General features: G+C 39.5%; 28 protein-coding genes. 6 read left to right on the forward strand and 22 right to left on the reverse strand.

Translation table 11 applies throughout. The features are described from left to right. The first annotated feature begins 58 nt into the window (after positions 1-58). Both LD028_RS14875 and LD028_RS14880 read left to right on the forward strand, forming a co-directional pair. Entirely contained in the window at positions 59-1,702 is a 1,644-nt protein-coding gene (locus tag LD028_RS14875) for a DEAD/DEAH box helicase (RefSeq protein WP_237812218.1), read from the forward strand. Continuing rightward, positions 1,689-2,459 (forward strand): YqhG family protein, encoded by a 771-nt coding sequence (locus LD028_RS14880; protein WP_237812219.1) that lies wholly within the window; start codon positions 1,689-1,691, stop codon positions 2,457-2,459. The genes LD028_RS14875 and LD028_RS14880 overlap by 14 nt, the downstream gene beginning before the upstream one ends. Positions 2,460-2,473: 14 nt before the next feature. Here LD028_RS14880 and LD028_RS14885 read toward each other — a convergent pair whose 3' ends face one another. The 10 genes from LD028_RS14885 to LD028_RS14930 form a co-directional block, all read right to left on the reverse strand. Next, the gene (locus tag LD028_RS14885) at positions 2,474-2,662 is read right to left on the reverse strand and encodes a YqzE family protein (protein WP_019416934.1); all 189 of its coding nucleotides are present in this window, start codon (positions 2,660-2,662) and stop codon (positions 2,474-2,476) included. A gap of 26 nt (positions 2,663-2,688) precedes the next feature. After that, positions 2,689-3,195, reverse strand: coding sequence for a shikimate kinase (locus LD028_RS14890; protein ID WP_237812220.1), 507 nt, complete (start codon positions 3,193-3,195; stop codon positions 2,689-2,691). A 14-nt stretch (positions 3,196-3,209) separates the two neighbouring features. Then, the gene (comGG, locus tag LD028_RS14895) at positions 3,210-3,626 is read right to left on the reverse strand and encodes a competence type IV pilus minor pilin ComGG (RefSeq protein WP_237812221.1); all 417 of its coding nucleotides are present in this window, start codon (positions 3,624-3,626) and stop codon (positions 3,210-3,212) included. Then, positions 3,598-4,020: a competence type IV pilus minor pilin ComGF gene (comGF, locus tag LD028_RS14900; protein WP_237812222.1), complete on the reverse strand. Its 423-nt coding sequence runs from the start codon at positions 4,018-4,020 to the stop codon at positions 3,598-3,600. The genes comGG and comGF overlap by 29 nt, the downstream gene beginning before the upstream one ends. Next, positions 4,017-4,325: a competence type IV pilus minor pilin ComGE gene (gene comGE, locus LD028_RS14905; RefSeq protein WP_237812223.1), complete on the reverse strand. Its 309-nt coding sequence runs from the start codon at positions 4,323-4,325 to the stop codon at positions 4,017-4,019. The genes comGF and comGE overlap by 4 nt, the downstream gene beginning before the upstream one ends. After that, positions 4,309-4,746 carry a competence type IV pilus minor pilin ComGD gene (gene comGD / locus LD028_RS14910; RefSeq protein ID WP_237812224.1) on the reverse strand — a complete coding sequence of 146 codons (438 nt, stop codon included), beginning with the start codon at positions 4,744-4,746 and terminating at the stop codon, positions 4,309-4,311. The genes comGE and comGD overlap by 17 nt, the downstream gene beginning before the upstream one ends. After that, positions 4,739-5,035, reverse strand: coding sequence for a competence type IV pilus major pilin ComGC (comGC, locus tag LD028_RS14915; protein ID WP_284693479.1), 297 nt, complete (start codon positions 5,033-5,035; stop codon positions 4,739-4,741). Before comGC ends, comGD begins: the two co-directional genes overlap by 8 nt. A gap of 12 nt (positions 5,036-5,047) precedes the next feature. Continuing rightward, positions 5,048-6,079, reverse strand: a complete 1,032-nt coding sequence (comGB, locus tag LD028_RS14920) for a competence type IV pilus assembly protein ComGB (protein ID WP_237812226.1) — start codon at positions 6,077-6,079, stop codon at positions 5,048-5,050. Then, positions 6,063-7,133, reverse strand: a complete 1,071-nt coding sequence (gene comGA, locus LD028_RS14925) for a competence type IV pilus ATPase ComGA (protein ID WP_237812227.1) — start codon at positions 7,131-7,133, stop codon at positions 6,063-6,065. Before comGA ends, comGB begins: the two co-directional genes overlap by 17 nt. A gap of 108 nt (positions 7,134-7,241) precedes the next feature. Beyond that, on the reverse strand, positions 7,242-7,613 hold the full coding sequence (locus tag LD028_RS14930; protein ID WP_237812228.1) for a Spx/MgsR family RNA polymerase-binding regulatory protein: 372 nt from the start codon (positions 7,611-7,613) through the stop codon (positions 7,242-7,244). A 188-nt stretch (positions 7,614-7,801) separates the two neighbouring features. Between LD028_RS14930 and LD028_RS14935 the strand changes: the two genes are divergently transcribed. Further along, positions 7,802-8,500, forward strand: a complete 699-nt coding sequence (locus LD028_RS14935; protein ID WP_006317950.1) for a helix-turn-helix transcriptional regulator — start codon at positions 7,802-7,804, stop codon at positions 8,498-8,500. Positions 8,501-8,569: 69 nt separating this feature from the next. Beyond that, the gene (locus LD028_RS14940; RefSeq protein ID WP_004889537.1) at positions 8,570-8,812 is read left to right on the forward strand and encodes a DUF2626 domain-containing protein; all 243 of its coding nucleotides are present in this window, start codon (positions 8,570-8,572) and stop codon (positions 8,810-8,812) included. A gap of 29 nt (positions 8,813-8,841) precedes the next feature. Here the strand turns inward: LD028_RS14940 and LD028_RS14945 are convergent, their stop codons facing one another. Then, positions 8,842-9,945, reverse strand: coding sequence for a class I SAM-dependent methyltransferase (locus LD028_RS14945; RefSeq protein ID WP_237812229.1), 1,104 nt, complete (start codon positions 9,943-9,945; stop codon positions 8,842-8,844). 114 nt (positions 9,946-10,059) lie between these two features. Further along, entirely contained in the window at positions 10,060-10,692 is a 633-nt protein-coding gene (locus LD028_RS14950; RefSeq protein ID WP_237812230.1) for an MBL fold metallo-hydrolase, read from the reverse strand. Between the two features lie 132 nt (positions 10,693-10,824). Here LD028_RS14950 and LD028_RS14955 point away from each other — a divergent pair, with 132 nt between their 5' ends. Continuing rightward, on the forward strand, positions 10,825-11,010 hold the full coding sequence (locus tag LD028_RS14955) for a DUF2759 domain-containing protein (protein ID WP_006317944.1): 186 nt from the start codon (positions 10,825-10,827) through the stop codon (positions 11,008-11,010). 26 nt (positions 11,011-11,036) lie between these two features. On the opposite strand, the gene LD028_RS14960 is transcribed toward LD028_RS14955, so the two are convergent. The 5 genes from LD028_RS14960 to LD028_RS14980 all read right to left on the reverse strand — a co-directional run bounded on the left by LD028_RS14960 (position 11,037) and on the right by LD028_RS14980 (position 16,815). After that, on the reverse strand, positions 11,037-11,906 hold the full coding sequence (locus LD028_RS14960; RefSeq protein ID WP_237812231.1) for a M14 family metallopeptidase: 870 nt from the start codon (positions 11,904-11,906) through the stop codon (positions 11,037-11,039). Between the two features lie 84 nt (positions 11,907-11,990). After that, positions 11,991-13,853, reverse strand: a complete 1,863-nt coding sequence (locus tag LD028_RS14965) for an LTA synthase family protein (RefSeq protein ID WP_035019481.1) — start codon at positions 13,851-13,853, stop codon at positions 11,991-11,993. Between the two features lie 265 nt (positions 13,854-14,118). After that, positions 14,119-15,084, reverse strand: coding sequence for an ROK family glucokinase (locus LD028_RS14970; RefSeq protein ID WP_237812232.1), 966 nt, complete (start codon positions 15,082-15,084; stop codon positions 14,119-14,121). Continuing rightward, the gene (locus tag LD028_RS14975; protein WP_006317940.1) at positions 15,069-15,302 is read right to left on the reverse strand and encodes a YqgQ family protein; all 234 of its coding nucleotides are present in this window, start codon (positions 15,300-15,302) and stop codon (positions 15,069-15,071) included. Before LD028_RS14975 ends, LD028_RS14970 begins: the two co-directional genes overlap by 16 nt. Before the next feature lie 109 nt (positions 15,303-15,411). Next, a complete protein-coding gene (locus tag LD028_RS14980; RefSeq protein WP_064221267.1) occupies positions 15,412-16,815 on the reverse strand; it encodes a spore germination protein in 1,404 nt (467 codons plus the stop codon). A gap of 163 nt (positions 16,816-16,978) precedes the next feature. Between LD028_RS14980 and LD028_RS14985 the strand changes: the two genes are divergently transcribed. Then, entirely contained in the window at positions 16,979-17,839 is an 861-nt protein-coding gene (locus LD028_RS14985; protein WP_237812233.1) for a hypothetical protein, read from the forward strand. Here the strand turns inward: LD028_RS14985 and LD028_RS14990 are convergent. From LD028_RS14990 to rpmG, 5 genes are all read right to left on the reverse strand, one after another. Then, positions 17,810-19,363 carry a rhomboid family intramembrane serine protease gene (locus LD028_RS14990; protein ID WP_309240412.1) on the reverse strand — a complete coding sequence of 518 codons (1,554 nt, stop codon included), beginning with the start codon at positions 19,361-19,363 and terminating at the stop codon, positions 17,810-17,812. The two genes, LD028_RS14985 and LD028_RS14990, sit on opposite strands and share 30 nt — an antisense overlap. Before the next feature lie 35 nt (positions 19,364-19,398). Then, on the reverse strand, positions 19,399-19,584 hold the full coding sequence (locus LD028_RS14995; protein ID WP_255706825.1) for a hypothetical protein: 186 nt from the start codon (positions 19,582-19,584) through the stop codon (positions 19,399-19,401). Positions 19,585-19,661: 77 nt separating this feature from the next. Beyond that, entirely contained in the window at positions 19,662-20,612 is a 951-nt protein-coding gene (locus LD028_RS15000) for an L-lactate dehydrogenase (RefSeq protein ID WP_077428769.1), read from the reverse strand. Between the two features lie 160 nt (positions 20,613-20,772). After that, complete coding sequence (locus tag LD028_RS15005) at positions 20,773-21,342, reverse strand: 5-formyltetrahydrofolate cyclo-ligase (RefSeq protein ID WP_237812235.1); 570 nt, start codon at positions 21,340-21,342, stop codon at positions 20,773-20,775. A 54-nt stretch (positions 21,343-21,396) separates the two neighbouring features. Next, positions 21,397-21,546 carry a 50S ribosomal protein L33 gene (rpmG, locus tag LD028_RS15010; protein ID WP_004889517.1) on the reverse strand — a complete coding sequence of 50 codons (150 nt, stop codon included), beginning with the start codon at positions 21,544-21,546 and terminating at the stop codon, positions 21,397-21,399. Between the last annotated feature and the right edge of the window lie 38 nt (positions 21,547-21,584).

Consider the following 21,584-nt stretch of genomic DNA (forward strand, 5'->3'; position numbering starts at 1 on the left):
AAAATACGTAAGTTTATTTAGTTTTAAACAAAAATGTTCGGAAAATGAGGGATACTTGATGGACATCACCATGCATTGGGAGAGAAGCTGGAAAGATGAATTTGCCAAACGTATTGAACGTGACGGCCCGTGGTCAAATTGGGAATTATATGAGTTAGCGCTTGAAGCGACGGAATCGTTAGCCATTCCTCGGTTTGATGGGCTACAAGCCCCAAAACATTTACCACATGTTACCATTTTACCCCATCAATACGACGTTGCTCGTCAAGTCGTTGAACAAATGAACGGAAAAGCCATTTTAGCTGATGAAGTTGGACTCGGGAAAACGATTGAAGCAGGATTGATTTTAAAAGAGTATATGATTCGTGGTCTTGTGAAAAAAGCGCTTATTCTCGTTCCAGCCTCTCTCGTGTCACAATGGGTGCAAGAATTGAACGAGAAATTTTTTATTCCTGCTGTTGCCCAAGGGAAAAGTTACGTATGGGAACAATGCGACATTGTCGTTTCATCCATTGATACAGCAAAAAAACAACCACATCGGGACATCATTTACGAACAAACATACGATATGGTTATTATTGATGAAGCGCATAAGTTAAAAAACAACAAAACAAAAAACTATGAATTTGTTCAAGGACTGAAAAAAAAATTTTGTTTACTATTGACAGCAACACCGATTCAAAATCGTGTAGAAGAAATTTTTCATCTCGTTTCTCTACTGAAACCAGGACATTTAGGAAATGCCGAACAATTTCAAAAAAGATATGGAAAATTGCGCACATTACACGATGATGCTCATTTAAAAGAGCTTATTCGCAAAGTGATGATTCGTCACCGTCGCCACGATACAGGAATTGAATGGACGAAACGGCACGTTGAAACGATTTTCATTGAGTTCTCGGAAGCGGAGCGAAATGTATATGAAACAATTCAGCGGTTCAAGTCTCCTTTGTTAGATACATCGCTGTCACATATGACGTTATTGCGTGAAATATGCAGCAGTAAAGAAGCGCTTTTTTGCACGTTAAAAAACATGCTTGAACAAAAACCTCATCTTGAAACGACAATTAGTGCATTGTTACAAAAAATGAACGATATCAACGAACATACAAAAGCGAAAAAAGCGTTAGAGCTTATTCAAACAATAAACGATAAAGTCATTGTATTTACAGAATACCGAGCGACTCAATTGTATTTGCAATGGTTTTTTAAACAGCACGGCATCTCTTCCGTACCGTTTCGCGGTGGATTTAAACGTAGTAAAAAAGATTGGATGAAAGAGCTGTTTCAGCATCGTTCCCAAGTGTTAATTGCAACCGAGGCAGGGGGGGAAGGGATTAACTTACAGTTTTGCAATCATGTCATTAACTATGATTTGCCTTGGAACCCTATGCGTTTGGAACAGCGAATCGGACGCGTCCATCGTCTCGGACAAACGAAAGATGTCCACATTTATAATTTTGTCGTGCGCAATACGGTCGAAGAGCATATATTTACGTTACTGTACGAAAAAATTCAGCTATTCGAACGGGTCGTCGGTGAACTAGATGATATTTTAATGAAGCTACAGTCTCCTGCATTTTCAAACCATTTAGAACGCATAATTGCTCAGTCGAAAAGCGAAGGAGAACTGAAAATAAAAATGCAAAATCTTGTAGAAATTTTAGCGAATACGGAGGAACAGACACATGCAGCAAGATGACATACAATCTTTTCTTGAACGTTTTTTTACCGCCGCCCATTGTCCCATTGTCGAACGTAGCGATGGACATATACGTGTTCAACTCACCGTTGAGATGGATAAACAACTCATGAATCGCCCGTTTTATTGGCATTATGTTGAGCGCATCGGTGCTATAGGTGAACCGTTGCAACTATCACTCATCACGAAACGATCGATTCACGAAAAGGGAGAGCATATTCATTTTGGTTCGCCACGCCTTCATCAAATTTTTTCGATCGCTAAAATGAACGGACGGTTCGTTCGACTCTATGAGCAAGTATTCGAACGATCTGCCGCTCTTCATCCGTGGCTTCATACAAACATATTGCTTTCATATGAATGCGACCGGAAGCAAGATCGTTTATTATCGTTAGGTATTCATCTCATTAGCGGAACAATCGTCGAGTCGTTTTACGACGTGTTAAAAGAAAAACAATGGGGAGTCACTGTTCCAGATTATTGCTTTACGATTTCTCCACTTATTAAGCCAATTAGTGGACTTGCGCGTCTTGAAGCTTTTGTTGAACGTCTCATCGCCTCCGAAACGCATGAGTGGGCAGATGCGGCGCGCGCGCGTTGGGAAGAAGACTTAGCATTACTGAAACATTTTTACGAGGGGATCGAAGAAAAACAAGAAGAGTATGAAAAAGAAAAAGAAGCGTTGCGACAAAGGTATGAACCGAGAATTCACATTTCCATTATCAACGGTGGTGTATTTTATTTGGAGGCGAAATAAGGCTAGCATTAGCCTTATTTCCGCTTAAATAAAAGCATAATGGCATACGGAATAACACCGAACCAGCGATATAAAAACGGCTGCTTTTGTTGTTTTTTTAGCTGTTTCTTCTCTTGTCTTTGTCTTTTCCGTTCGTCTTTCGGTTGGTCTAAATATTTTACAACTTGCTCAGTCATAAATTTAACATAATCGTTTCCTGCCATCGTTCATCACCTCGATGCTAGTATCGTCAAAAACGAGGTGATTTAAGCAAAGATACAATGTTTTCTACGATGTCATCTATCGTGCGATTTGTTGTATCAATGGTCATATGCGCTTCTTGATAAAACGGAAGACGATGTTCAAATAGCTGTTTCATTTGCTTTTGTTTATTTCCCATCAGTAACGGTCGGGTCTCATCATCAGCTAAACGCCGAAACAATTCATGTAGCTCACAATGCAAATAAATGACGATTCCATGCTCGCGCATAAATTGACGATTTTCTTCTTGAATGACAATCCCGCCACCTGTTGTAATAATCACATGTTCCTTTGGAAGCTTCTTTAATGCGTCTCGTTCATACGCTCGAAACGCCTCTTCCCCCTCTTCTGCGAAAATCTTTGTAATCGTTTTTCCAACTTGTTGTTCAATATATGCATCCGTGTCTATCACAGATAGCTGTAATACTTCTCCTAATCGTTTTCCAATTGTTGTCTTTCCTGCCCCCATAAATCCTGTTAAATAAATCGCTTTCATGTTCCCTCTCCCTTCTAGTATACTTCTCGCCACACTGATATGTTGTTTGTTGAAGCATTGAATTGAAATTGGACGTCGTAACGAAATTGTGCATTCGTTATGCACGATACAGTTACAGACCATACATCAGGCTCAATACGTGTTGCACGATATGTTGCTTGCCCATGAACAAATGAAACCGTTTGGGTTAATGATGACACGTTTTCTGGTGTACTGGCAAGCGTTTGTTTCACATAAATAAGCGCTTGTTTCATTAAGTAATCTGCTTCATATCCTTTCTTTTCTTCCTCAAAAAATTGTATTTCTGTATGATACAATGCAACAGCATGCAAAAAAAGAGCGCTCATGAATAACGCACACATGACAGTAAAGAGAAAAATAACCCCTCGTTCATATTTCAAGCTAATGAAAAGATGGAATGAACGCTTCATATGCATCCCCCTTGTCTGTCAATACACGAATACGGATGCCTGCTCCCTCTTTTTCATATGATATTTGTTGAATAAACTGAAGCATAATTTCATGACCGGTAGCATTCACACGTCGACGAATGATCGTTCCGTACTTTTCATACGTTACGCGCTCCCCTGTCCATTTATCGAATTGAATCGTCGTTCCGTATATACGAACATCTTTCGATTCCCTTAGTTCCATTTTTGCTTGTTGAATAAAAACAAGCCATTCAAAATAGTGAAAGTTTCCACGTTTGGCTGTATAGTTTACTGCTAGATGAAATGCGGGTGTCAATAAAGATAAAATGATGAACAAAACGATAAGAGACATGAGTATTTCGATTAATGTGAATCCTTTCTCTTTTTGAATCATTGTCCTAACGACTCACATCTTTCTTTTGTTCGTTTCAACCTATCTTCCCAGCGCACACATTGCTCATTTGAACGCATAAATAGTGAAAATGTATGTGTACCTCGCACCACGGTCGTTTCATTTCCAATCTGCTCGTTCATCATCACCTCATATAAAATTTGATTGGCGATCGTTTCTGCTTTTTTGTTTTCTCGCCCTATCATAATGATTGTCCAATGAGCGATGATCATAACGATTACCCCGCTCCACACACTAAGCGAAATAAGCAGTTCAAAAAATGTAAAACCGTTACAATTTTTGTACATACAATCGCCCTTTCCCTAATTGAAAAACGATTTTATATTTTTTGTTTCCATACGCAACAAGCAATGTTCCCGCCTTATTGATATTGCCATTTGGATAATAAAACAACGGTGGGGATAGTGTAGCCATTTGAAATTGAAAAGGGGAAGGGAAGGAACGAGCGATTAATTCCTTCCCAAACGTCCCACCTTCTTTCACTTGATAGCGACATATATCGAAATAAAACATAATCGCTACCGTTTTCTTTCGACTAATCGCATATTGTTGGGCATATAACATATCGTTACTAAACTGTTCTAAAAAATATTGTAACTGCCGCTCAGCTAACGTTTGTTGAAGCGGTGGAACGGTAAAAACCATGATCGTTGTGACAATAAAAAGAACGATCAACATTTCTACAAGCGTAAACCCTCGTTCATTCACCTTCTAAAACGTCTCCTTCATTTGTAATAACGATCTCTTTTCCATTTGGGCAACGGTTGCTCTCAATATATTTTCCATCTACTAATTGTTGCACAGTCGGGATTGTTCCGTACTCCATTTCGTACGCTTTCACTTGAGACTGAACCATTTTTATAAAAGCCGAACATCCTTTGTTGTTAATCATGCTGTTATGTTTTGTTACATTTGGGATCGTAATTAAAATTAAAATTGTGATAACCATTAGCACAATTAACATTTCAATTAATGTAAACCCTTTCTCATTTCGCATATACATCCCCCATTATATGTGATTTAACAATTGAAAAATGGGCCACAGCATCGCCATATACATGAGAATAACGAAAATACCAATAAAACTAAGCAACAAGGGTTGGATGAGATATACAGATTTTTTCAACCGGGTTTCAAGTTTTTGCAATGAAAATTGGCTGTAATGAAATAATTCTTGGACTAATTCCCCATTCGACTGACCGTGACGAATGACGAAAGGTAGTTCCTTCTCGTAATATTTCCGCTGTTCGATGATTTCATCTAATTTTTCACCTGCACATAGCTGTTGTTTCATCAATTTCGCTTCCTCTCTCAGCAATGGAAGGTGAGATTGATGTTCAAAAATTTGGATCGCCTCATAAATCGATAATCCACCTTTCAACAAATGGCTTAATTGCAGTGAAAATACTTGCGTATGAAAAGAAACGATCCACGAGCGAACAATTGGAATGTTCATAAATAGATTCATTTGTTTATAAATAGGCCATGAACGAACGACAAAAAAGTAAAACAATACGAAGAAAATGAACACGATGAGCGCAATAGAAAAAATGCGAGGAAGCCATACAGCAACAGAAAAAATGAACGTAGAAAAAGCAGAACGAGCATGAAATGAAGAAAGAAGATGAGAAAACTGCGGAGCTAATACTTGCTGAAATATGAAAAACATGGCGATACAAAAACTAAAAAGAAACAATGGGTAGCGTAACATACGCTTCACTTGCTCAACGTAATGTGCCCGCATTTGTCCGATTTCCCCCGCTTCAATAAACCCGTGAGCAAGTTGGCCGTGTTGTTCAGCGAAAAATATATATCCTAAAAGATGAGAATGAAATTGCATACGTGAAAAAGTTTCATGAATCGGTATACCGGCTCGCAATGCTTGCATGCAATCATCTAAATCTTTTTGTTTTGCTACAGGTTGCTGAATTTGTAAAAACTCAATCGCCTGAGCAAGCGAATACCCTTTACTGAGCAATTTCCCAAGTTGGATGAAAAACGAACTTTGCTCTTGTAACGACCAATTACGACGTCGCTTCATCTAACAACCAACTTTCAATGACATGCTCGTGTAAAAAACCGAGCGCAATGCCTTTTTTAATCACATCTTTTAACCGAGTATACACGTATGTCGCTTGCTCCCCTTTCGCTGCCCGCATCGCTTGTGCCAGTTCACTTCCGTATAATAATTCATAAACACCGACTCGACGAACAGGTCGATACTGTCGACAAAAAGGTGAGCACTCTGCTTCACAAAACGGACATTTCAATTGCACAAGACGTTGGGCTGTCACAGCGACTAACGTTTGCACCATTTCTTGAAATGGTACACCAAACTCAAGAAGACGATAAATCGCTCCAACCGCATCTTTCGTATGCATCGTTGTTAGCACAAGATGTCCCGTAAGCGCTGCGCGCACAGCTATTCGCGCAGTCTCAGCATCACGAATTTCCCCAACCATAATGACATCTGGATCGTGTCGCAAAATCGCTTTTAACCCTGCAGCATACGTAATCCCAGCTTTTTCATTGACTTGTACTTGTAGCACATCTTCCGCTCGCTTTTCAACCGGATCTTCTAATGTAATGACATTTCGTTGAAAATGATGGCGACATACGTTTAACAAGCTGTATAACGTTGTTGTCTTTCCCGATCCTGTTGGTCCTGTGAAAATAATAAGCCCATGGGAATAATTTAATAGCGCGAGCAACTTTTTTACGGTCGAAGGAAATAGCGCGAGTTGTTTGAGCGGAAGAAATGAGTGTAGCGGAAGCAGACGGATAACTAAGCTTTCATCATAAATCGTAGGCAATGTCGATAAACGAAGATGGACAGTTGTGTGGGCAACGTTCATTTCCATTGCTCCACTTTGCGGTCGGCGACGTTCGCCAATATCCATATCGGCAAGAAACTTAAAGTGGGCAAGCAAACGTTCACACGTCTGTTTTGATAACACACTTTTTGTAACGAGCATACCCCCTAATCGAAACTGAACAAGTGCATCTTGCTTACGCGGAACGATATGAATGTCAGAAGCTTGAAGAATATACGCATCCTCAATAAGTCGATCCGCCAATTGCTCGATTGTTTGCAATGCGATCCCCCTTTCTTTATTTTTCGCCTTGATTATTCAACATCTTTCGTCAAATTCCTGCTTCATTCGCAAAAAAATTCAAAAAAATATTCACCCATAGGGTGAACGTTATGAGACACAAACACGACGATATTTTTTCGCAATGTTTTTTAATGCTGACGGGTTATAGCCGACAACAAGCCGTTTACCATCTGTGACGATCGGACGACGAAGAAGACGAGGTTCTTTTACAAGCAACTCAACAACTTTTGATAAAGGCCAATCCTCCACGTTTTCGCCAAGTTGTTTAAACGACTGACTACGCGTAGCTAAAATTTCATCGATCCCTTCCGTCGTTAATGATAACAAGTGCAATAGCTCCTCATGTGTCGGTGTTTCACGAAATAAATGACGCTCATGAAAGACAATATTGTTTGCACATAACCACTTTTTTGTTTTTCGACACGATGTACAACTCGGATGCATATATACAGTCAGCATAGCAACACACTCCTCTCTCCACTTAGTTATACATATTGTATAATATTTGTTTAATATTTGTATATAAATTTGTTTTAAAACTTTGTGAACGTTACAAAAAGATAGGGAAAAAGACCTATATATGCATTTCCATTGTGGAAATACATGTATTATAATGTAAATGAATGAACATATAGGAGTGAGACATAATGGACCAAGTACTGAAAATTACAAGCGTCCTTGCTGATCCGACTCGTTATGAAATTTATCAGTATATCGCGAGAAAACATCAAGAAGTAACCGTTCAAGAAATTGCTGATGCGTTCCATATTCATCCGAACGTCGCTCGTCTTCATTTAACAAAACTAGAAGACGTCAATATGCTTGTATCCGAAACGAAAAAAACAGGAAAAGGAGGCAGACCGAGCAGACTATACCGCCTATCTGATGATGTCATTCAGCTTCATTTTCCGTTTCGCGACTACCAGCTGTTATCAAAAATTGCAATCCATGCGATGATGAAACTTGGAGAAGTAGGGAAACAAGCGTTGTATGAAACAGGAAAGTTATTTGGTCAAGAACTTGTACAACAACACGTCCAATCGATGCAAGCGCTTGAACAGTTAAGTGTGGAAGAAAAAATGAACATTTTACAAAAAGCAGCGGAAGCCGCTGGATTTTATCCGACATTCCATTACAGTGAAAATCAAGGGAAAATTTACTTTGAAATTTTCAACTGCCCGTTTAAAGAACTCGCATTTGCACATCCAGATTCTGTCTGTTATATGCATAACGCCTTTTTAAAAGGAATGTTAGAAGTATTATTTACAAACGCTGAACTTGTGACTGAAGAAATTATGCCATCAGGCTGTAATTCGTGTACGTATCAAGCCATTCTTAAAAAATAGAACGTTTACACAACCATTTCGAGTACATTATAATAAGTAAGGGAAACGGTCAGAAAAGGAGGGATACATATGGATCGTATGTTCCGCGTCTTGTCATTTTGGACAGGAATTTTTGCTGTCATGTTCTATCTTGGCCATATGCATACAACATCATTATTGTTCCTCGGCCAAACAGGATTCTTTCTTTTGTTAAGCTACTTAAAATTAACAGAAAGAATGTACATTTACATTTTCGGTGCGTACTTAACGGTCTTTTTTGCCGGATTTACGTACTGGACAACCTTTATGATGGTTCCTGGTATGGGCGAATAAAAAAGCGATGAGTGTACCTCATCGCTTTTTTATGTAAAAATAGGAATATTCATGTTTTTTTGTTGCACCATCACATGAAACGCCCTGCCGATATCGCTCATGACTAGCGAGCGAATAGCACGATTATGACGCTGTTGCTCAGAAAACGGATTTGGATCATGGTGGGCAATCAAATGATTTAAAATGCCTGCCTGCAATAAAAATTCATCTTGGCGCCATAAATGAGTATATGTCCACCCTGCTTGTTCTCCATAAAATCGTAACGCGTCCCATTGAATGTGTGTGGTGAGATCCATCTCACCTGGATAACGAAGCGCATTGTCGATGAGCTGATGACGATAATAACCGCGCAAGCTCCCACGTTTTCGCGCTGGGTGTTTCCATTCCTCATCCGTATATCCATAATCTACTGTAAAAATAATTGCTTTATCGATTACTTGATCGAGCTGAAAAATAAACTTTTTCATCGCTAACGGAATTTCAAATCGCTGTCCGTCAACGAGCTGAATATTCCGTTCAACGATATATTGAGCAATTTGCTCATTTTCAAGCGGAACACATTTCTCAACAAGCTGATCGTTTTCTACTTCAATAAAGCACTCGTATATGTGACCTTCTCGTTTCTCAATGACATGAACAGGAAACGCATCAAATAACTCATTGCTAAATACAATACCAGAAAAAGAATCAGAAAGCTCAGCAAAACTGGAGATGATACGAACGTAATCAATAAACGGAGCGAGCGTTTCCGCTTGTTTTTCCCGATGGTACGGACTTGCTTCGATCATTATATATTGTCCTTGTGAAAACGTTTTAGGTGATTGACGTTTCCATTGTTCTAAAACAGCATGAGCAAATCGTCCTGTCCCCCCACCGATTTCACAGATGAGCGGTGGAACATGATGTGTTTCTATCAAGCGAACAAACACATCTGCAAATACACGCCCAATGATATGCCCAACGTTACTCGTCGTAATAAAATCCCCTTCGCGCCCAATTTTTTCTTTTCTTCTCATATAATATCCATACTGTTCATCGTATAATGCTAATTCCATGTATTGTGCATACGATAAACGTTTATTTCTCATTTTTTCTAACATATTTTCATTCGCACCCTTTTTCACTATTGACATAGTGTTAAATTTGTTATATTGTTAATGTAGTAGCTTAACTATATCCCCTCCCATTATAGGAAATAAAACATCCCCCAAACCCCCTTCTCTGTATAGAGAAGGGAATTTTTTTGTCTAAAATCCATTTAAAAAAGGGTTTGTATCCATTTCCGCTCCAATCGTTGTTTCTGGTCCATGTCCACATAGTACAATCGTTTCTTCAGGAAGAACAAGCAACTTACGATGTATACTTTGTAACAATTGCTCGTAACTCCCTTCAGGCAAATCTGTCCGACCAATACTCCCTGAAAACAACACATCACCTGATACGATCACTTGAGCGTCTTCGATATAGTATGACACACTACCCGGCGAATGCCCTGGTGTTTCGAACACTTGAAGTGAGAAATCGCCAATCGTCAACGTTTTCTCTCCTTCAAGCAACACGTCGGCATCGTTTGTAGTAATTGCTTCTCCCATAAATAATAAAGAACCATTTTTCATTGGATCAGTTAGCCAATGTTGTTCTTTTTTATGTACATACACAGGAATGGACCACTTGTTTTTTACGTCGTCAACCGCTCCAATATGATCAAAATGAGCATGTGTAAGCAACACCGCAAGCGGCGTCCAGCCGTTCGTTTCAATATAATGAATGAGTTTTTCTCCTTCGCTACCGGGATCAAAAATTAAACATGTCCCATTTTCATGAACAAGCACATACGCATTTGTTTGTAACGGTCCTAAAGGAATTCGTTCCCACTTCATTGCATTCCCTCACTTTCTGTATATATTCTATCCTCATTGTACATGAATAACATACGTTTTGCACCTCGACAAACGTAACAAAAACGATTACAATGAAAAAGGAATAATCGGTGTACATAAGGAGGGGAAGTTATGCCAACAGGAGTTATTTTGGTTGTGATCTTTACATTAGTTACGTTGCTTGCCGCTTACGGCGTAATCCGTTCGTTGCGCGAGAAAAATTTCCTCGGCGTATTGTTCGGGTTAGGAACAGTTGCCGTGTTCGGTTGGTTTACAATTATGACTGTCATTCATCACGGATATCCAGTTGCCCATTAAAAAGACGCCAATATAGTGGCGTCTTTTTACGTGCGGGCAAGAGCTGTCATAAAAATACCGATGCTGTCTTTATAAATATTATGGAATTGAGAGAATGGAAGTGGATTTACCCCTTCACCAAGTTCAATCGTATACCCACATCGCTTCCAATTAAAAATAAACCAATCGCGATATCCAGCATGGCTATCAATATACCGAACAGGTACATAACCGCTCCATTTCGCAAATTCATTCACTTCTTCTTCTGCTTCGGGTGGCTCACATCGTTCATATCCCCAATAAATTTCTTTTCCTTGTGTATGAAATGCGAGCACCTTAAAAAAATCACGTTCTTTTGTCAACGTTGCTATCGCTTGTGCTTCTGGTTCGGTTAACGGAGAAAATCCAGGAAAATCACGCGGTGCAGGTGCTTTTGGAATTTTTCTTTCTTTCTCTACTTCCCATTTCGCAGGAAATTGATTGTTTAAATCAACCCCGCGAATATTTGCTTTCCATTGTGAGAAATCTTCACTTCCCCCATTTATGCGTACCACTTCATCTTCATAATGTTGTGCCGCTTTTTTTCCGTGTAATACAAGATCCACTCCATCGGGATTTACCATCGGAACAACGGATAAAGTCGTTCTTTTATACAATTGTTGTACATCATAGCCACAAAGATGCTGTTTGTTCTGTAGCGCTTCCACATATTCACGAACAAACGCCATCACAACTGCTGAAGTAATCCACTCGTTCGCATGAAACGAGGCATTCATATGCACATATGTTTCACCTTCTCCAATTTGTAACTCAACAATCGGTTTTTTTAACACACTTTGCCCAATTTCTTGCGTGCGGACGAACGAATGACACCGCAATTGATCGAGATCATGCATTAAAGTTGAAAAATCGTACATCGCTCTCCCCCCTTGTTTCATCGTATGAACAGTACATTTGTACATATGTATGTAAAAAAGCTAGCTCTGTCACAAGAGCTAGCTTTATCGTTTGTTTTCTTGTTGTTTATTGTAGAAACGCAATAAGTCACCATATACAATTTTGTCGGAGTAATCAAGCTCCTGACGTGCTTTTTCCATATACGGTTCGCAATGAGACGCGTCGACTTCTATCCCTGTTTTCTTATCGTAGCATGCGTTTTTCGTATATACATAATCTTTTGTCACGAAGCTACCATCACGAAGAACAACGAAGTCCAGCTTATCTTTTGAGAATAAATCTTCACCAAAATGAATTTGGTTGCGTGTATCAATTCCGAGCAAATGAAGCAATGTCGGTTTCACATCAATTTGCCCTGATACTTTTGAAATGACTTTTGGATGCTTATCTGTTACGCCTGGAATATGGATGATCAACGGAACGCGTTGCAATTGAACGTGATCAAATGGCGTAATTTCATCCTTACCTAAATATTGAGCCATCGCTTTGTTATGATTTTCAGAAATACCGTAATGGTCTCCGTAAAGGATGATAATAGAATTTTCATACAATCCTTCTTTTTTCAGCTGCTCAATAAACACTTTCAGCGCTTCATCCATATATCGAACCGTCGGGAAATAACGGTTTAACGTCCGGCTATTTGATGTGTACTCTGGAACCATTTTATCCTCTTCCCCTAATTCAAACGGGAAGTGGTTCGTTAATGTAATAAACTTTGTATAAAATGGCTGCGGCAACGTTTTTAAATGTTGCACAGATTGCTCAAAAAACGGAATGTCTTTTAAACCCCAACCAACTGAATTTTCCTCCGTAATGTTATAGTCTGTCATCGAGAAGAAACGATCGTACTTCATCGATTGGTACATCACATCACGGTTCCAGAAACTTTTATTATTTGCATGGAATACAGCTGAATAGTAACCGTAGTTTTTCAATATTTCTGGCGTTGCGTTATACTCGTTTGTCGCATGTGTGAAAAAGACCGCACCGCGTCCAAGAGGATATAACGAGTTTTCAATAATAAACTCCGCATCTGATGTTTTTCCTTGCCCTGTTTGATGGTAAAAGTTATCAAAGTAATAACTTTGTTTAATAAAGTCATTCAAAAACGGCGTAATTTCTTGTCCGTTCACCGTATTGTTAATAACGAAGCTTTGTAATGACTCCATCGAAACAATGATCACATTACGGCCTTTGGCAATACCAAATAACTCTTTATTCGGCGCTTTTTCATTTGCATTAACGTAGTTTTGAATATCCGCCAATTCGCTGCTATCCGCTAATGCACGTTGCGCTTTTGAGCGCGACTGTAAAATAATATCATATACATGGTAGTTGTATATACCTAAGTTTTTAATTAACATTTCACGGTCAAACGTGCGCGTTAACAGCTCTGGACGTTCCGTCTCCGCTAATCCTAAGTTAAATAAAGCAATGGCTACTGTTGCAAGGAAATAAGTGCGGCGAAAGCGTTTTGTCGCTGGTACGTATTGCGCAATAGACACTTTTTTATACGCCATCCAAGCCAGCAATGCGACATCAAGGAAAAAGAAAATATCCGAAACGTTCATCAATTCAAACACACTATTTCCTAAATCACCCATGTTATTCGTTTGGAACAGCACAGGAATCGTAATGAAATCGCTAAAAAAGCGATAAAACATGACGTTCGCATACAAAACAAATGAAATAATGAAGCTCGTAATGACAATATAGCGATTGCGTCGCTTCTCACTCATAAATAAAGCAAGCCCAAAAATAAATAACAGGAAGCTTAACGGGCTAATAAACAAAATAAACTCCTGCTTCCATGACTCAATTTTTATATCAAAACTATTTTTATAGACTAAATACGTCTTTAACCATAAAAGCAATACCGTTAACAAAACGAAACGGTAGTTTTTCATATACTCTCCCTCCTTTAATCCATCCACATCTGTCTATTCTATGTTGTATGAGGCACATCCGTTTTTTTACATTTTTTTATCTTAACCAAAGACAATATTAATACTTTCTTAATAAAAAAGCAACTGTTATCTTAAACTATAAGCGATATAATAGACAAGTCGCACGTCCACATATGACTGTTTTACACCTTTTCTTACAAAAAAGCAAGACGCTTTTTACCGACAAATTTTCGACAAAAAAACAGACGAGTGTTTCGTCTGTTTTTTACATCATATTTGTTTTCACTAACCATGCTCCACCGATCACGCCAGCATCATTTCCAAGCGTAGCGATGACAATGTCAGCAGCTTCAGCGACGCGCGGGAACGCAAAGCGTCTGAAATGACGAGCAACCGCTTGCGCTAACATATCCCCTGCCTTCGATACACCGCCACCGATGACAATTTTCTCTGGATTTAAACCGTTGGCTAAATGAGCAAGCGCTAAACCAAGATGAAACGTCACTTCATCAACAATTTGTAGCGCTAACGTATCATTCCCTTTCGCTGCATCAAATACATCTTTCGCCGTAACAGCTCCTGTTTGTTTCCATACGTCCCGCAAAGAGCTCGGTGCATCGGTTTGCTGCAAACGCTCTGTCGCGATGCGTGCAATACCTGTCGCTGAAGCGATCGTCTCTAAACATCCTGTTTTACCGCAATTACAAGATGCCCCTCCTTCTGGAATGGACGTGATATGGCCAATTTCCCCACCAGCACCGTTTGTACCATGCACGATTTGACCATTTACGATCACACCGCCCCCAACACCTGTGCCAAGCGTAACGAGAATTAAATTTTTCGCGCCATCGCCCGCCCCTTTCCACATTTCTCCGATCGCTGCAATGTTCGCATCGTTATCAACAACGACAGGAAGACCTGTTTCCATTTCCAACCGATCTTTCAAAGGGAAGTTTTTCCATCCCAAATTTACAGCTTCATAAATATCTCCTGTCGCCATATTAACAGGTCCTGGTGCACCGATGCCAATACCGACAAGCCGTTCTTTTGATTCATCTAATTCACGTAACTTTTCATCAATGGCTTTTGCAATGTGTGTTGTAATATGTTTCCCTTGTTCGGATTTATCCGTTGGAATCTCCCATTTACAAATGATTTCCCCATACATGTTCACAAACGCTAATTTGACTGTCGTTCCGCCTAAATCCACTCCAACTAACCATTGTTCCATTGTTCTTTCATCCCTTTTTCTCTTTTTTCTCGTTCGATTTGTGCTTCATGACGCAAAATAAGAAGCGCCATTTGATAATCTTTTACGTCAATGAGCTGCGCTTGAAATAATTCTTTCAGTTCGTCTTCCATCAATTCCAAATCAGCGAGACGGTCACCGACGTAAATAATCGTTCCATACTTTTTTAGCAATTGTTGTACATCGTATACAGATTTCATGTTCTTCACCTATCGTGTATAAGCGTTTTCAATCTACATATTCTAAATGTATAAAGAAAACAAAAGGGCGTCAAGAACTGAACAATGACTTTGCGACATTTTTCACATCTTACCGATCCGGATCTTTCGGATGCAACACCGTCGGTCGTCGATTTTTTAACGGAATTGGGGAACGGATGAGCACATCGCGCATCCCGCGATATGAAAATGGAATAAACGGCCATAAATATGGGACGCCAAACGATTGCATGCGAGCAAGCATAACTAACCATGCAGTAATACCAACAACGTAGCCAATGACACCAAATAATGCTGTAACAACGAGCAAAGCGAGGCGAACGAGCCGATTGGCTAGTCCTAGCTCATAACTCGGTGTCGCAAACGTCCCGATCGTCGCCATCGCAAAATATAAAATGACTTCGTTAGAAAATAAGCCAACCTCAACTGCAATTCCACCAATCATCAATGCTGCAACAAGCCCAAGTGCTGTCGCTAAGGCAGAGGGGGTGTGAATAGCTGCCATTCGCAACATATCTAATCCAAATTCGATCAGTAAAATTTGTCCAAACAACGGAATATTCCCTTCCGTTGATTTTGCGACAAACGATAATGCATGTGGCACGAGCTCTGGTGTTTTCATCCACATATACCAAAGCGGTAATAAAAAAATCGATAGCCATACCGCAAGAAACCGAACAAAGCGCAAATATGCACCAACAATCGGTTTATTTCTATATTCTTCCGCATGCTGCAGATGATGCCAAAATGTTGCAGGTGTAATTAACACGCTCGGAGACCCATCAACAAAAATGAGAACATGTCCTTCATATAAATGAGCTGCGGCCGTATCTGGCCTTTCTGTATAACGAACGACAGGATATGGGTTGAAGTGCCTGCCTGAAATAAATTCTTCTACCGTTTTTTCCCCCATTGGCAAGCCGTCTGTATCAATTTTGGCTAATGACTGTTTCACTTCTTCAACAATGTGTGAATTCGCAATATCTTCAATATAACAAACACAGACATCGGTTTTTGAACGGCGACCAATTTGCATATATTCCATTCGTAATGAACGATCTCGCACGCGCCGTCTTGTTAGCGCTGTGTTAAATACAATCGTTTCCACATATCCATCGCGTGCACCTCGAACAACACGCTCCATATCTGGCTCTTGAGGTCCGCGCACAGGATATGTGCGTGCATCAATTAAAATCGCTTTTGCCATTCCATCAACGAACAAAGCGGTCGGTCCTGCCAACACACCATCAATTACCCGTTCGAAATCATCTGTTTGATCCAACTCTACATACGGAAGATGCGTTTTTAATAATTTATCTAACGGTTGTTCATCTAATGTGCCATTTGGTAGCTCAGATAATAATTTCATTAAATAATGAAGAATGTCATCTTTCACAAATCCGTCAATCATAAATAACGCCATGTCTTTTCCAGCATAATGCACGTCTAAGTAAATGACGTCAAAACTTTTCCCTACTCCAAGCTTTTCCTTCATATATGAAACGTTTTCTGAAAGACGTGAAGATACTCGTTCCACTCCAATCACCTACCTTACATTCATTACCATTCATCTTTGACACATGTAAATGTATTCATACATATTTCCTGTCATATGCACATACATTTTTTATAAATGTAAGCTTGACCGGAGGAATAAGATGAAACGTTTATTATCGATATGCATATTTCTTTTGTCATTTGTCATCATCATACAAGCGTTTGAACGACCGGCGCATGAAGCGATTATGTTTTTCCCGATCGATCCGACCGTTCACTTTACAACTGCCGAAACAAAATTATCACTACAGCCCAAAAAGAAGGAGACACGCTATGTCGTCGATTGGATCGTTACTTCATCGCTTGATCGAACTGCTTATCTTCGACAAGATGTTTCGTTGTTATTTGCTAACGGAAGGCTTGTTGCTACACAAACGAAATGGAAAGAAAATGGAAAAAGTCTCATTCAGCAAAAACAGATCGAACAAAAAGGAAGTCGATTGTTTCAAGCCATTTCGTATCACCAAGGAGAATTGCATAGCGACAATGATATTCGGAGCAGTCAAAAAATGAGTGGGGACGTATTATACGTCATCGACTCATCCTTCGCACCACTTCAATCGTTTCGTAAACCAACGACAGCCGAACAAAAAACATGGGCAAACACATTAAATAAACAAACGCAAACGATCGTAAATAAAACGGCCAATCAAATGGGGAATATATTGCCAGCAGACGATTATTACCATTTGTATTTACCGGAGCTCGTTCAATATAATGAGCAACCGTTTATGGATTTGACAACAAATGAAACGGAAACGATGATCGGAAACTTATGGGAAGGGTTGTACAAAAATTATTTTTTAGGCATAAAAAAACAGAACGGTTCGATTGAATCTCCAATCGGTAGCACCGTTCCGCTTATTTTAATCAAAAAGGATTACAGTAAACTGTTTGTCGTAACAGAAACAGCAGACGGAGAACTCGTCATATTAAAGCAACTGCTCGAGTTCAAGCAATAATCGTTGATATTGCTCATTATTTGGTTCAAGCTGCAACGCACGCTCTGCAGCTTGTTTTGCTTTTTCATAGTTTTTTTCTTCCGCATATAATAACGCTAAATAATAATACGCTTCATGAAAACGGTTGTTTTTTTCGATGGCATCATATAAATATTGTTTTGCATCATCGTAATCTTTTTGTTGTATGTGAATATAGGCACGCAAAAAATCTGCCTTATATGCTTCAGCATCTTGTTCATGAATGAGTGTTAACATTTGCTCTGCTTGGCCGTATTCTCGTTCATCAATATATTGCTTGGACAACGCAAGAATAAGTTGTGCTTGATCTGCTGGCGGTCGTTGAAAACCAATATATAAGCAAATGAGCGTAACGACCGCTGCGAACAAAGCAGCAAACCATTGTCCAAAGCGAACACGTTCCTTTGGGAAATGAACGATATTTGCCGCTAAAAACCCACCAATTAAACCGCCAATATGACCTGCATTATCAATATTAGGAACGACGAGACCGAACGCTAAATTGATGCCGATGACGGTGATGACGTTCATTCCAATTGTTCGAAAAAATATGTGCGGTTTTGCTTTTCCGAAGTATAACAAAGCCCCAAAACATCCGAAAATGGCACCAGACGCCCCAGCAGATACGGACGGCGAAAATAAAAAACTAGCAAGCGAACCTGCAAAACCAGCGAAAAGATAAATAAATAAAAAACGAAACGAGCCGTACAATTTTTCAACAAGTGGGCCTAAATAATATAGCGCAAACGTATTCATGAACAAGTGTAAAAAGCCGATATGCAAAACAATAGGGGTGAAAAAGCGCCACCATTCTCCTTGCAAAATAAGCGGATTAAACTTTGCGCCGTATTGAATGAGCGTCAACGTATTTGTACTTCCACCGTTCCATTCTAAAATAAAAAACATCACTATTTGTAAAGCAATAAACACATATGTAAATCTCGCTTTTCCACGTTCAAATATGCGCCGTTCATTTTCATACATGCGCTCTGCAAATGATAACACGTGTTGTTTAAACGTTTGTAATTCTTGTTGCAACATTGGAGAATCATCAGGTACGTACACTCTTAATGATTGATGGAACTGCGTGCTTAGCTTATGCAAGACGTCATACATATTGTAAAGATGCATCACATATGTTTGCATGTGCACTCGCTCAGTCGTGAATGGTCGCTCAACATACAGTTCCCAATCGTCAACAGGGGGATACATCATGACATAAATGTTGATGACTTGCAGTTGGCGGCGAAATTGTCGCTTGCGCCATTCATCAACAGCGACTAGCCCCCGATTCATATCATTTTTTAATGACACACCCCAATCCATATCAGTACGAACAAGGCGTACAAGCGGCGCTTTTCGTTCCCTCGTAGATTGCAACCAAACCTCCCGCTCATCAGGTGACAAATAAACGATTTCATAGTTCATCTGTAACAATTGAAACATCATTTGCCAATATACAAAATCGAAGCGAATGCCCAACCTTCCCTCTCCCTTCGCTATCATACCCTTCTTTTATCACACTCTCTTACAAAGCGCAACTATTTGTACTTTTGTAAAAATAATGTAGGAACAAGGCGCTGGCGAATAAACGGAACGGACATTCCCCATTGTACCACTCGTTTTTGAACCGCTTCTCGTTTCAATATTTCATTCAATAACCGATAGCGAAACTGATAAAGAACGATCCCTGCAATGATGGTAACGATCAACGTTTTTCCATTCAAGATGATCACCCTCCTCATGCTTACCGTTCCCTTTTCACGTTAAATTTATAAAAAAGGTTGCCTCATCATGAGACAACCTATTGCAATCCAACGCGCTTCATCACATCTTTTAATACAGTTGCAGAATGAGTAAATTTTTCTTTTTCCTCTTCGTTCAATTGCAGTTCAACAACTTCACGAATACCGTTGCGATTTACGATCGCTGGTACGCCAATGTACATATCATTTTGGCCATATTGGCCTTCTAAGTAAGCTGAAACAGTAAGAACGCTGTTTTCATTTTGTAAAATCGCTTTTGTTAAACGAACAAGTCCCATGGCAATGCCGTAATATGTTGCACCTTTTCGCTCAATAATTTGATACGCTGCATCGCGTACATTCACAAAAATGTTATCTAAATCTTCTTGTTTATATTGTGGCTTTTCTTTCATTATATCGGCAATTGGACGGCAACCGATGAATGCATGGCTCCAAACAGGCAACTCCGTATCACCATGTTCCCCAATAATATAAGCATGTACGTTGCGCGTATCCACATCGAAATATTCACCTAACAAATAGCGGAAGCGAGCTGTGTCTAAAATCGTTCCTGAACCGATCACGCGCTCTTTTGGCAATCCTGAAAACTTCCATGTAGCGTATGTTAAAATGTCAACCGGGTTTGTGGCGACGAGAAAAATACCGTTAAATCCGCTTGCCATCACTTGATCGATAATGTTTTTGAAAATTTTCGTGTTTTTCTCAACCAAATCTAATCGCGTTTCTCCCGGTTTTTGATTCGCTCCCGCAGTTAACACAACGAGATCGGCATCTTTGCAATCTTCGTAATTGCCAAACCAAATTTTCGTTGGGGATGGCGCAAACGGCATGCCGTGATTTAAGTCCATCGCATCCCCTTCCGATTTTTCTTTATTAATATCAATCAAAACGAGCTCTTCTGTCACTCCTTGGTTTAAAAGCGCAAACGCATAACTTGAACCGACAAAACCTGTTCCAACTAAAACAACACGATTCACTTTATTTGACATCTTTCTTCCACCTTTCGTTTATATCATTTTACAATCTGTGCGTTGTTTATCTGTTTCACACTTACATTGTACACTGTTTCACAAAGTTTATAAGGCATGAATTATTAACATTTTGTTAATTTTTTCTCCTGTACAATATGAAAGCGCTTATGCTGTTTTATTATTCGTTTTCACAAACAACAATTCCTTCGTTTGTAATAATCATTTGGACAGGGATGTCGTGCTGTTCAACCGGCAACGTAGAGACGATTTGACAATCATATGCAAGGGAAATTGTATCGTTTGGAAAATCAACTAAATATCGATCATAATATCCCCCACCATAGCCAAGGCGATATCCTTTACGAACAAAAGCAAGACCTGGAACAAATAGGAGCTCGATTTCATGTTTTTGCACTTCTCTCGTTTCTTCCACAATCGGTTCATATAAATCGAAAAAAGAGCGTTCCGTTTCTTGAAACGAACGAATTTCACGAAATGTCATTTGTTTTGTTGTTACATCGCATTTTGGAATGGCAACTTTTTTCCCTTCTTGCCATGCTCGTTCAATGATACATTTTGTATCGATTTCGATTTGTCGTGAGATCGTAATACCGACCACTTGTGCCGTTTGCCAAAGATGTTGGTGAAATAATATATCGTGAATGATGTTCTCCTTTTTCTTGCGTTCTTCTTTTGTCATATGTAAGAGACGTTGTTTTATTTGTTGCCGCAATTGTTTCTTATTCATTATCCTTCCCCCTCTTTCATAAAAAAATAAGCAGCAGGAAAAAAATCCTACTGCTTACTTCGTTTCACGATGAACTGTTGCTTTTTTGTCTCGTGGGCAATATTTTTTCAATTCGAGGCGCTCCGGATTGTTGCGCTTATTTTTTGTTGAAATATAGTTGCGTTCGCCGCATTCTGTGCATGCTAACGTAATATTTACACGCATCGTTCTTTCCCTCCAAACAAAAGTATTGTAATCACACC

This window comes from Anoxybacillus sp. LAT27, assembly GCF_022030075.1.
Classification (GTDB): domain Bacteria; phylum Bacillota; class Bacilli; order Bacillales; family Anoxybacillaceae; genus Anoxybacillus; species Anoxybacillus kestanbolensis.

What these genes read in the sequence shown, in the direction of transcription:
- LD028_RS14875 (WP_237812218.1), top strand. Translation starts at nt 59, where the DNA reads ATGGACATCACCATGCATTGGGAGAGAAGCTGGAAAGATGAATTTGCC.
- LD028_RS14880 (WP_237812219.1), top strand. Translation starts at nt 1,689, where the DNA reads ATGCAGCAAGATGACATACAATCTTTTCTTGAACGTTTTTTTACCGCC.
- LD028_RS14885 (WP_019416934.1), bottom strand. Translation starts at nt 2,662, where the DNA reads ATGGCAGGAAACGATTATGTTAAATTTATGACTGAGCAAGTTGTAAAA.
- LD028_RS14890 (WP_237812220.1), bottom strand. Translation starts at nt 3,195, where the DNA reads ATGAAAGCGATTTATTTAACAGGATTTATGGGGGCAGGAAAGACAACA.
- comGG (WP_237812221.1), bottom strand. Translation starts at nt 3,626, where the DNA reads ATGAAGCGTTCATTCCATCTTTTCATTAGCTTGAAATATGAACGAGGG.
- comGF (WP_237812222.1), bottom strand. Translation starts at nt 4,020, where the DNA reads ATGATTCAAAAAGAGAAAGGATTCACATTAATCGAAATACTCATGTCT.
- comGE (WP_237812223.1), bottom strand. Translation starts at nt 4,325, where the DNA reads ATGTACAAAAATTGTAACGGTTTTACATTTTTTGAACTGCTTATTTCG.
- comGC (WP_284693479.1), bottom strand. Translation starts at nt 5,035, where the DNA reads ATGCGAAATGAGAAAGGGTTTACATTAATTGAAATGTTAATTGTGCTA.
- comGB (WP_237812226.1), bottom strand. Translation starts at nt 6,079, where the DNA reads ATGAAGCGACGTCGTAATTGGTCGTTACAAGAGCAAAGTTCGTTTTTC.
- LD028_RS14930 (WP_237812228.1), bottom strand. Translation starts at nt 7,613, where the DNA reads ATGCTGACTGTATATATGCATCCGAGTTGTACATCGTGTCGAAAAACA.
- LD028_RS14935 (WP_006317950.1), top strand. Translation starts at nt 7,802, where the DNA reads ATGGACCAAGTACTGAAAATTACAAGCGTCCTTGCTGATCCGACTCGT.
- LD028_RS14940 (WP_004889537.1), top strand. Translation starts at nt 8,570, where the DNA reads ATGGATCGTATGTTCCGCGTCTTGTCATTTTGGACAGGAATTTTTGCT.
- LD028_RS14945 (WP_237812229.1), bottom strand. Translation starts at nt 9,945, where the DNA reads ATGTCAATAGTGAAAAAGGGTGCGAATGAAAATATGTTAGAAAAAATG.
- LD028_RS14950 (WP_237812230.1), bottom strand. Translation starts at nt 10,692, where the DNA reads ATGAAGTGGGAACGAATTCCTTTAGGACCGTTACAAACAAATGCGTAT.
- LD028_RS14955 (WP_006317944.1), top strand. Translation starts at nt 10,825, where the DNA reads ATGCCAACAGGAGTTATTTTGGTTGTGATCTTTACATTAGTTACGTTG.
- LD028_RS14960 (WP_237812231.1), bottom strand. Translation starts at nt 11,906, where the DNA reads ATGTACGATTTTTCAACTTTAATGCATGATCTCGATCAATTGCGGTGT.
- LD028_RS14965 (WP_035019481.1), bottom strand. Translation starts at nt 13,853, where the DNA reads ATGAAAAACTACCGTTTCGTTTTGTTAACGGTATTGCTTTTATGGTTA.
- LD028_RS14970 (WP_237812232.1), bottom strand. Translation starts at nt 15,084, where the DNA reads ATGGAACAATGGTTAGTTGGAGTGGATTTAGGCGGAACGACAGTCAAA.
- LD028_RS14975 (WP_006317940.1), bottom strand. Translation starts at nt 15,302, where the DNA reads ATGAAATCTGTATACGATGTACAACAATTGCTAAAAAAGTATGGAACG.
- LD028_RS14980 (WP_064221267.1), bottom strand. Translation starts at nt 16,815, where the DNA reads ATGAAGGAAAAGCTTGGAGTAGGGAAAAGTTTTGACGTCATTTACTTA.
- LD028_RS14985 (WP_237812233.1), top strand. Translation starts at nt 16,979, where the DNA reads ATGAAACGTTTATTATCGATATGCATATTTCTTTTGTCATTTGTCATC.
- LD028_RS14990 (WP_309240412.1), bottom strand. Translation starts at nt 19,363, where the DNA reads ATGATAGCGAAGGGAGAGGGAAGGTTGGGCATTCGCTTCGATTTTGTA.
- LD028_RS15000 (WP_077428769.1), bottom strand. Translation starts at nt 20,612, where the DNA reads ATGTCAAATAAAGTGAATCGTGTTGTTTTAGTTGGAACAGGTTTTGTC.
- LD028_RS15005 (WP_237812235.1), bottom strand. Translation starts at nt 21,342, where the DNA reads ATGAATAAGAAACAATTGCGGCAACAAATAAAACAACGTCTCTTACAT.
- rpmG (WP_004889517.1), bottom strand. Translation starts at nt 21,546, where the DNA reads ATGCGTGTAAATATTACGTTAGCATGCACAGAATGCGGCGAACGCAAC.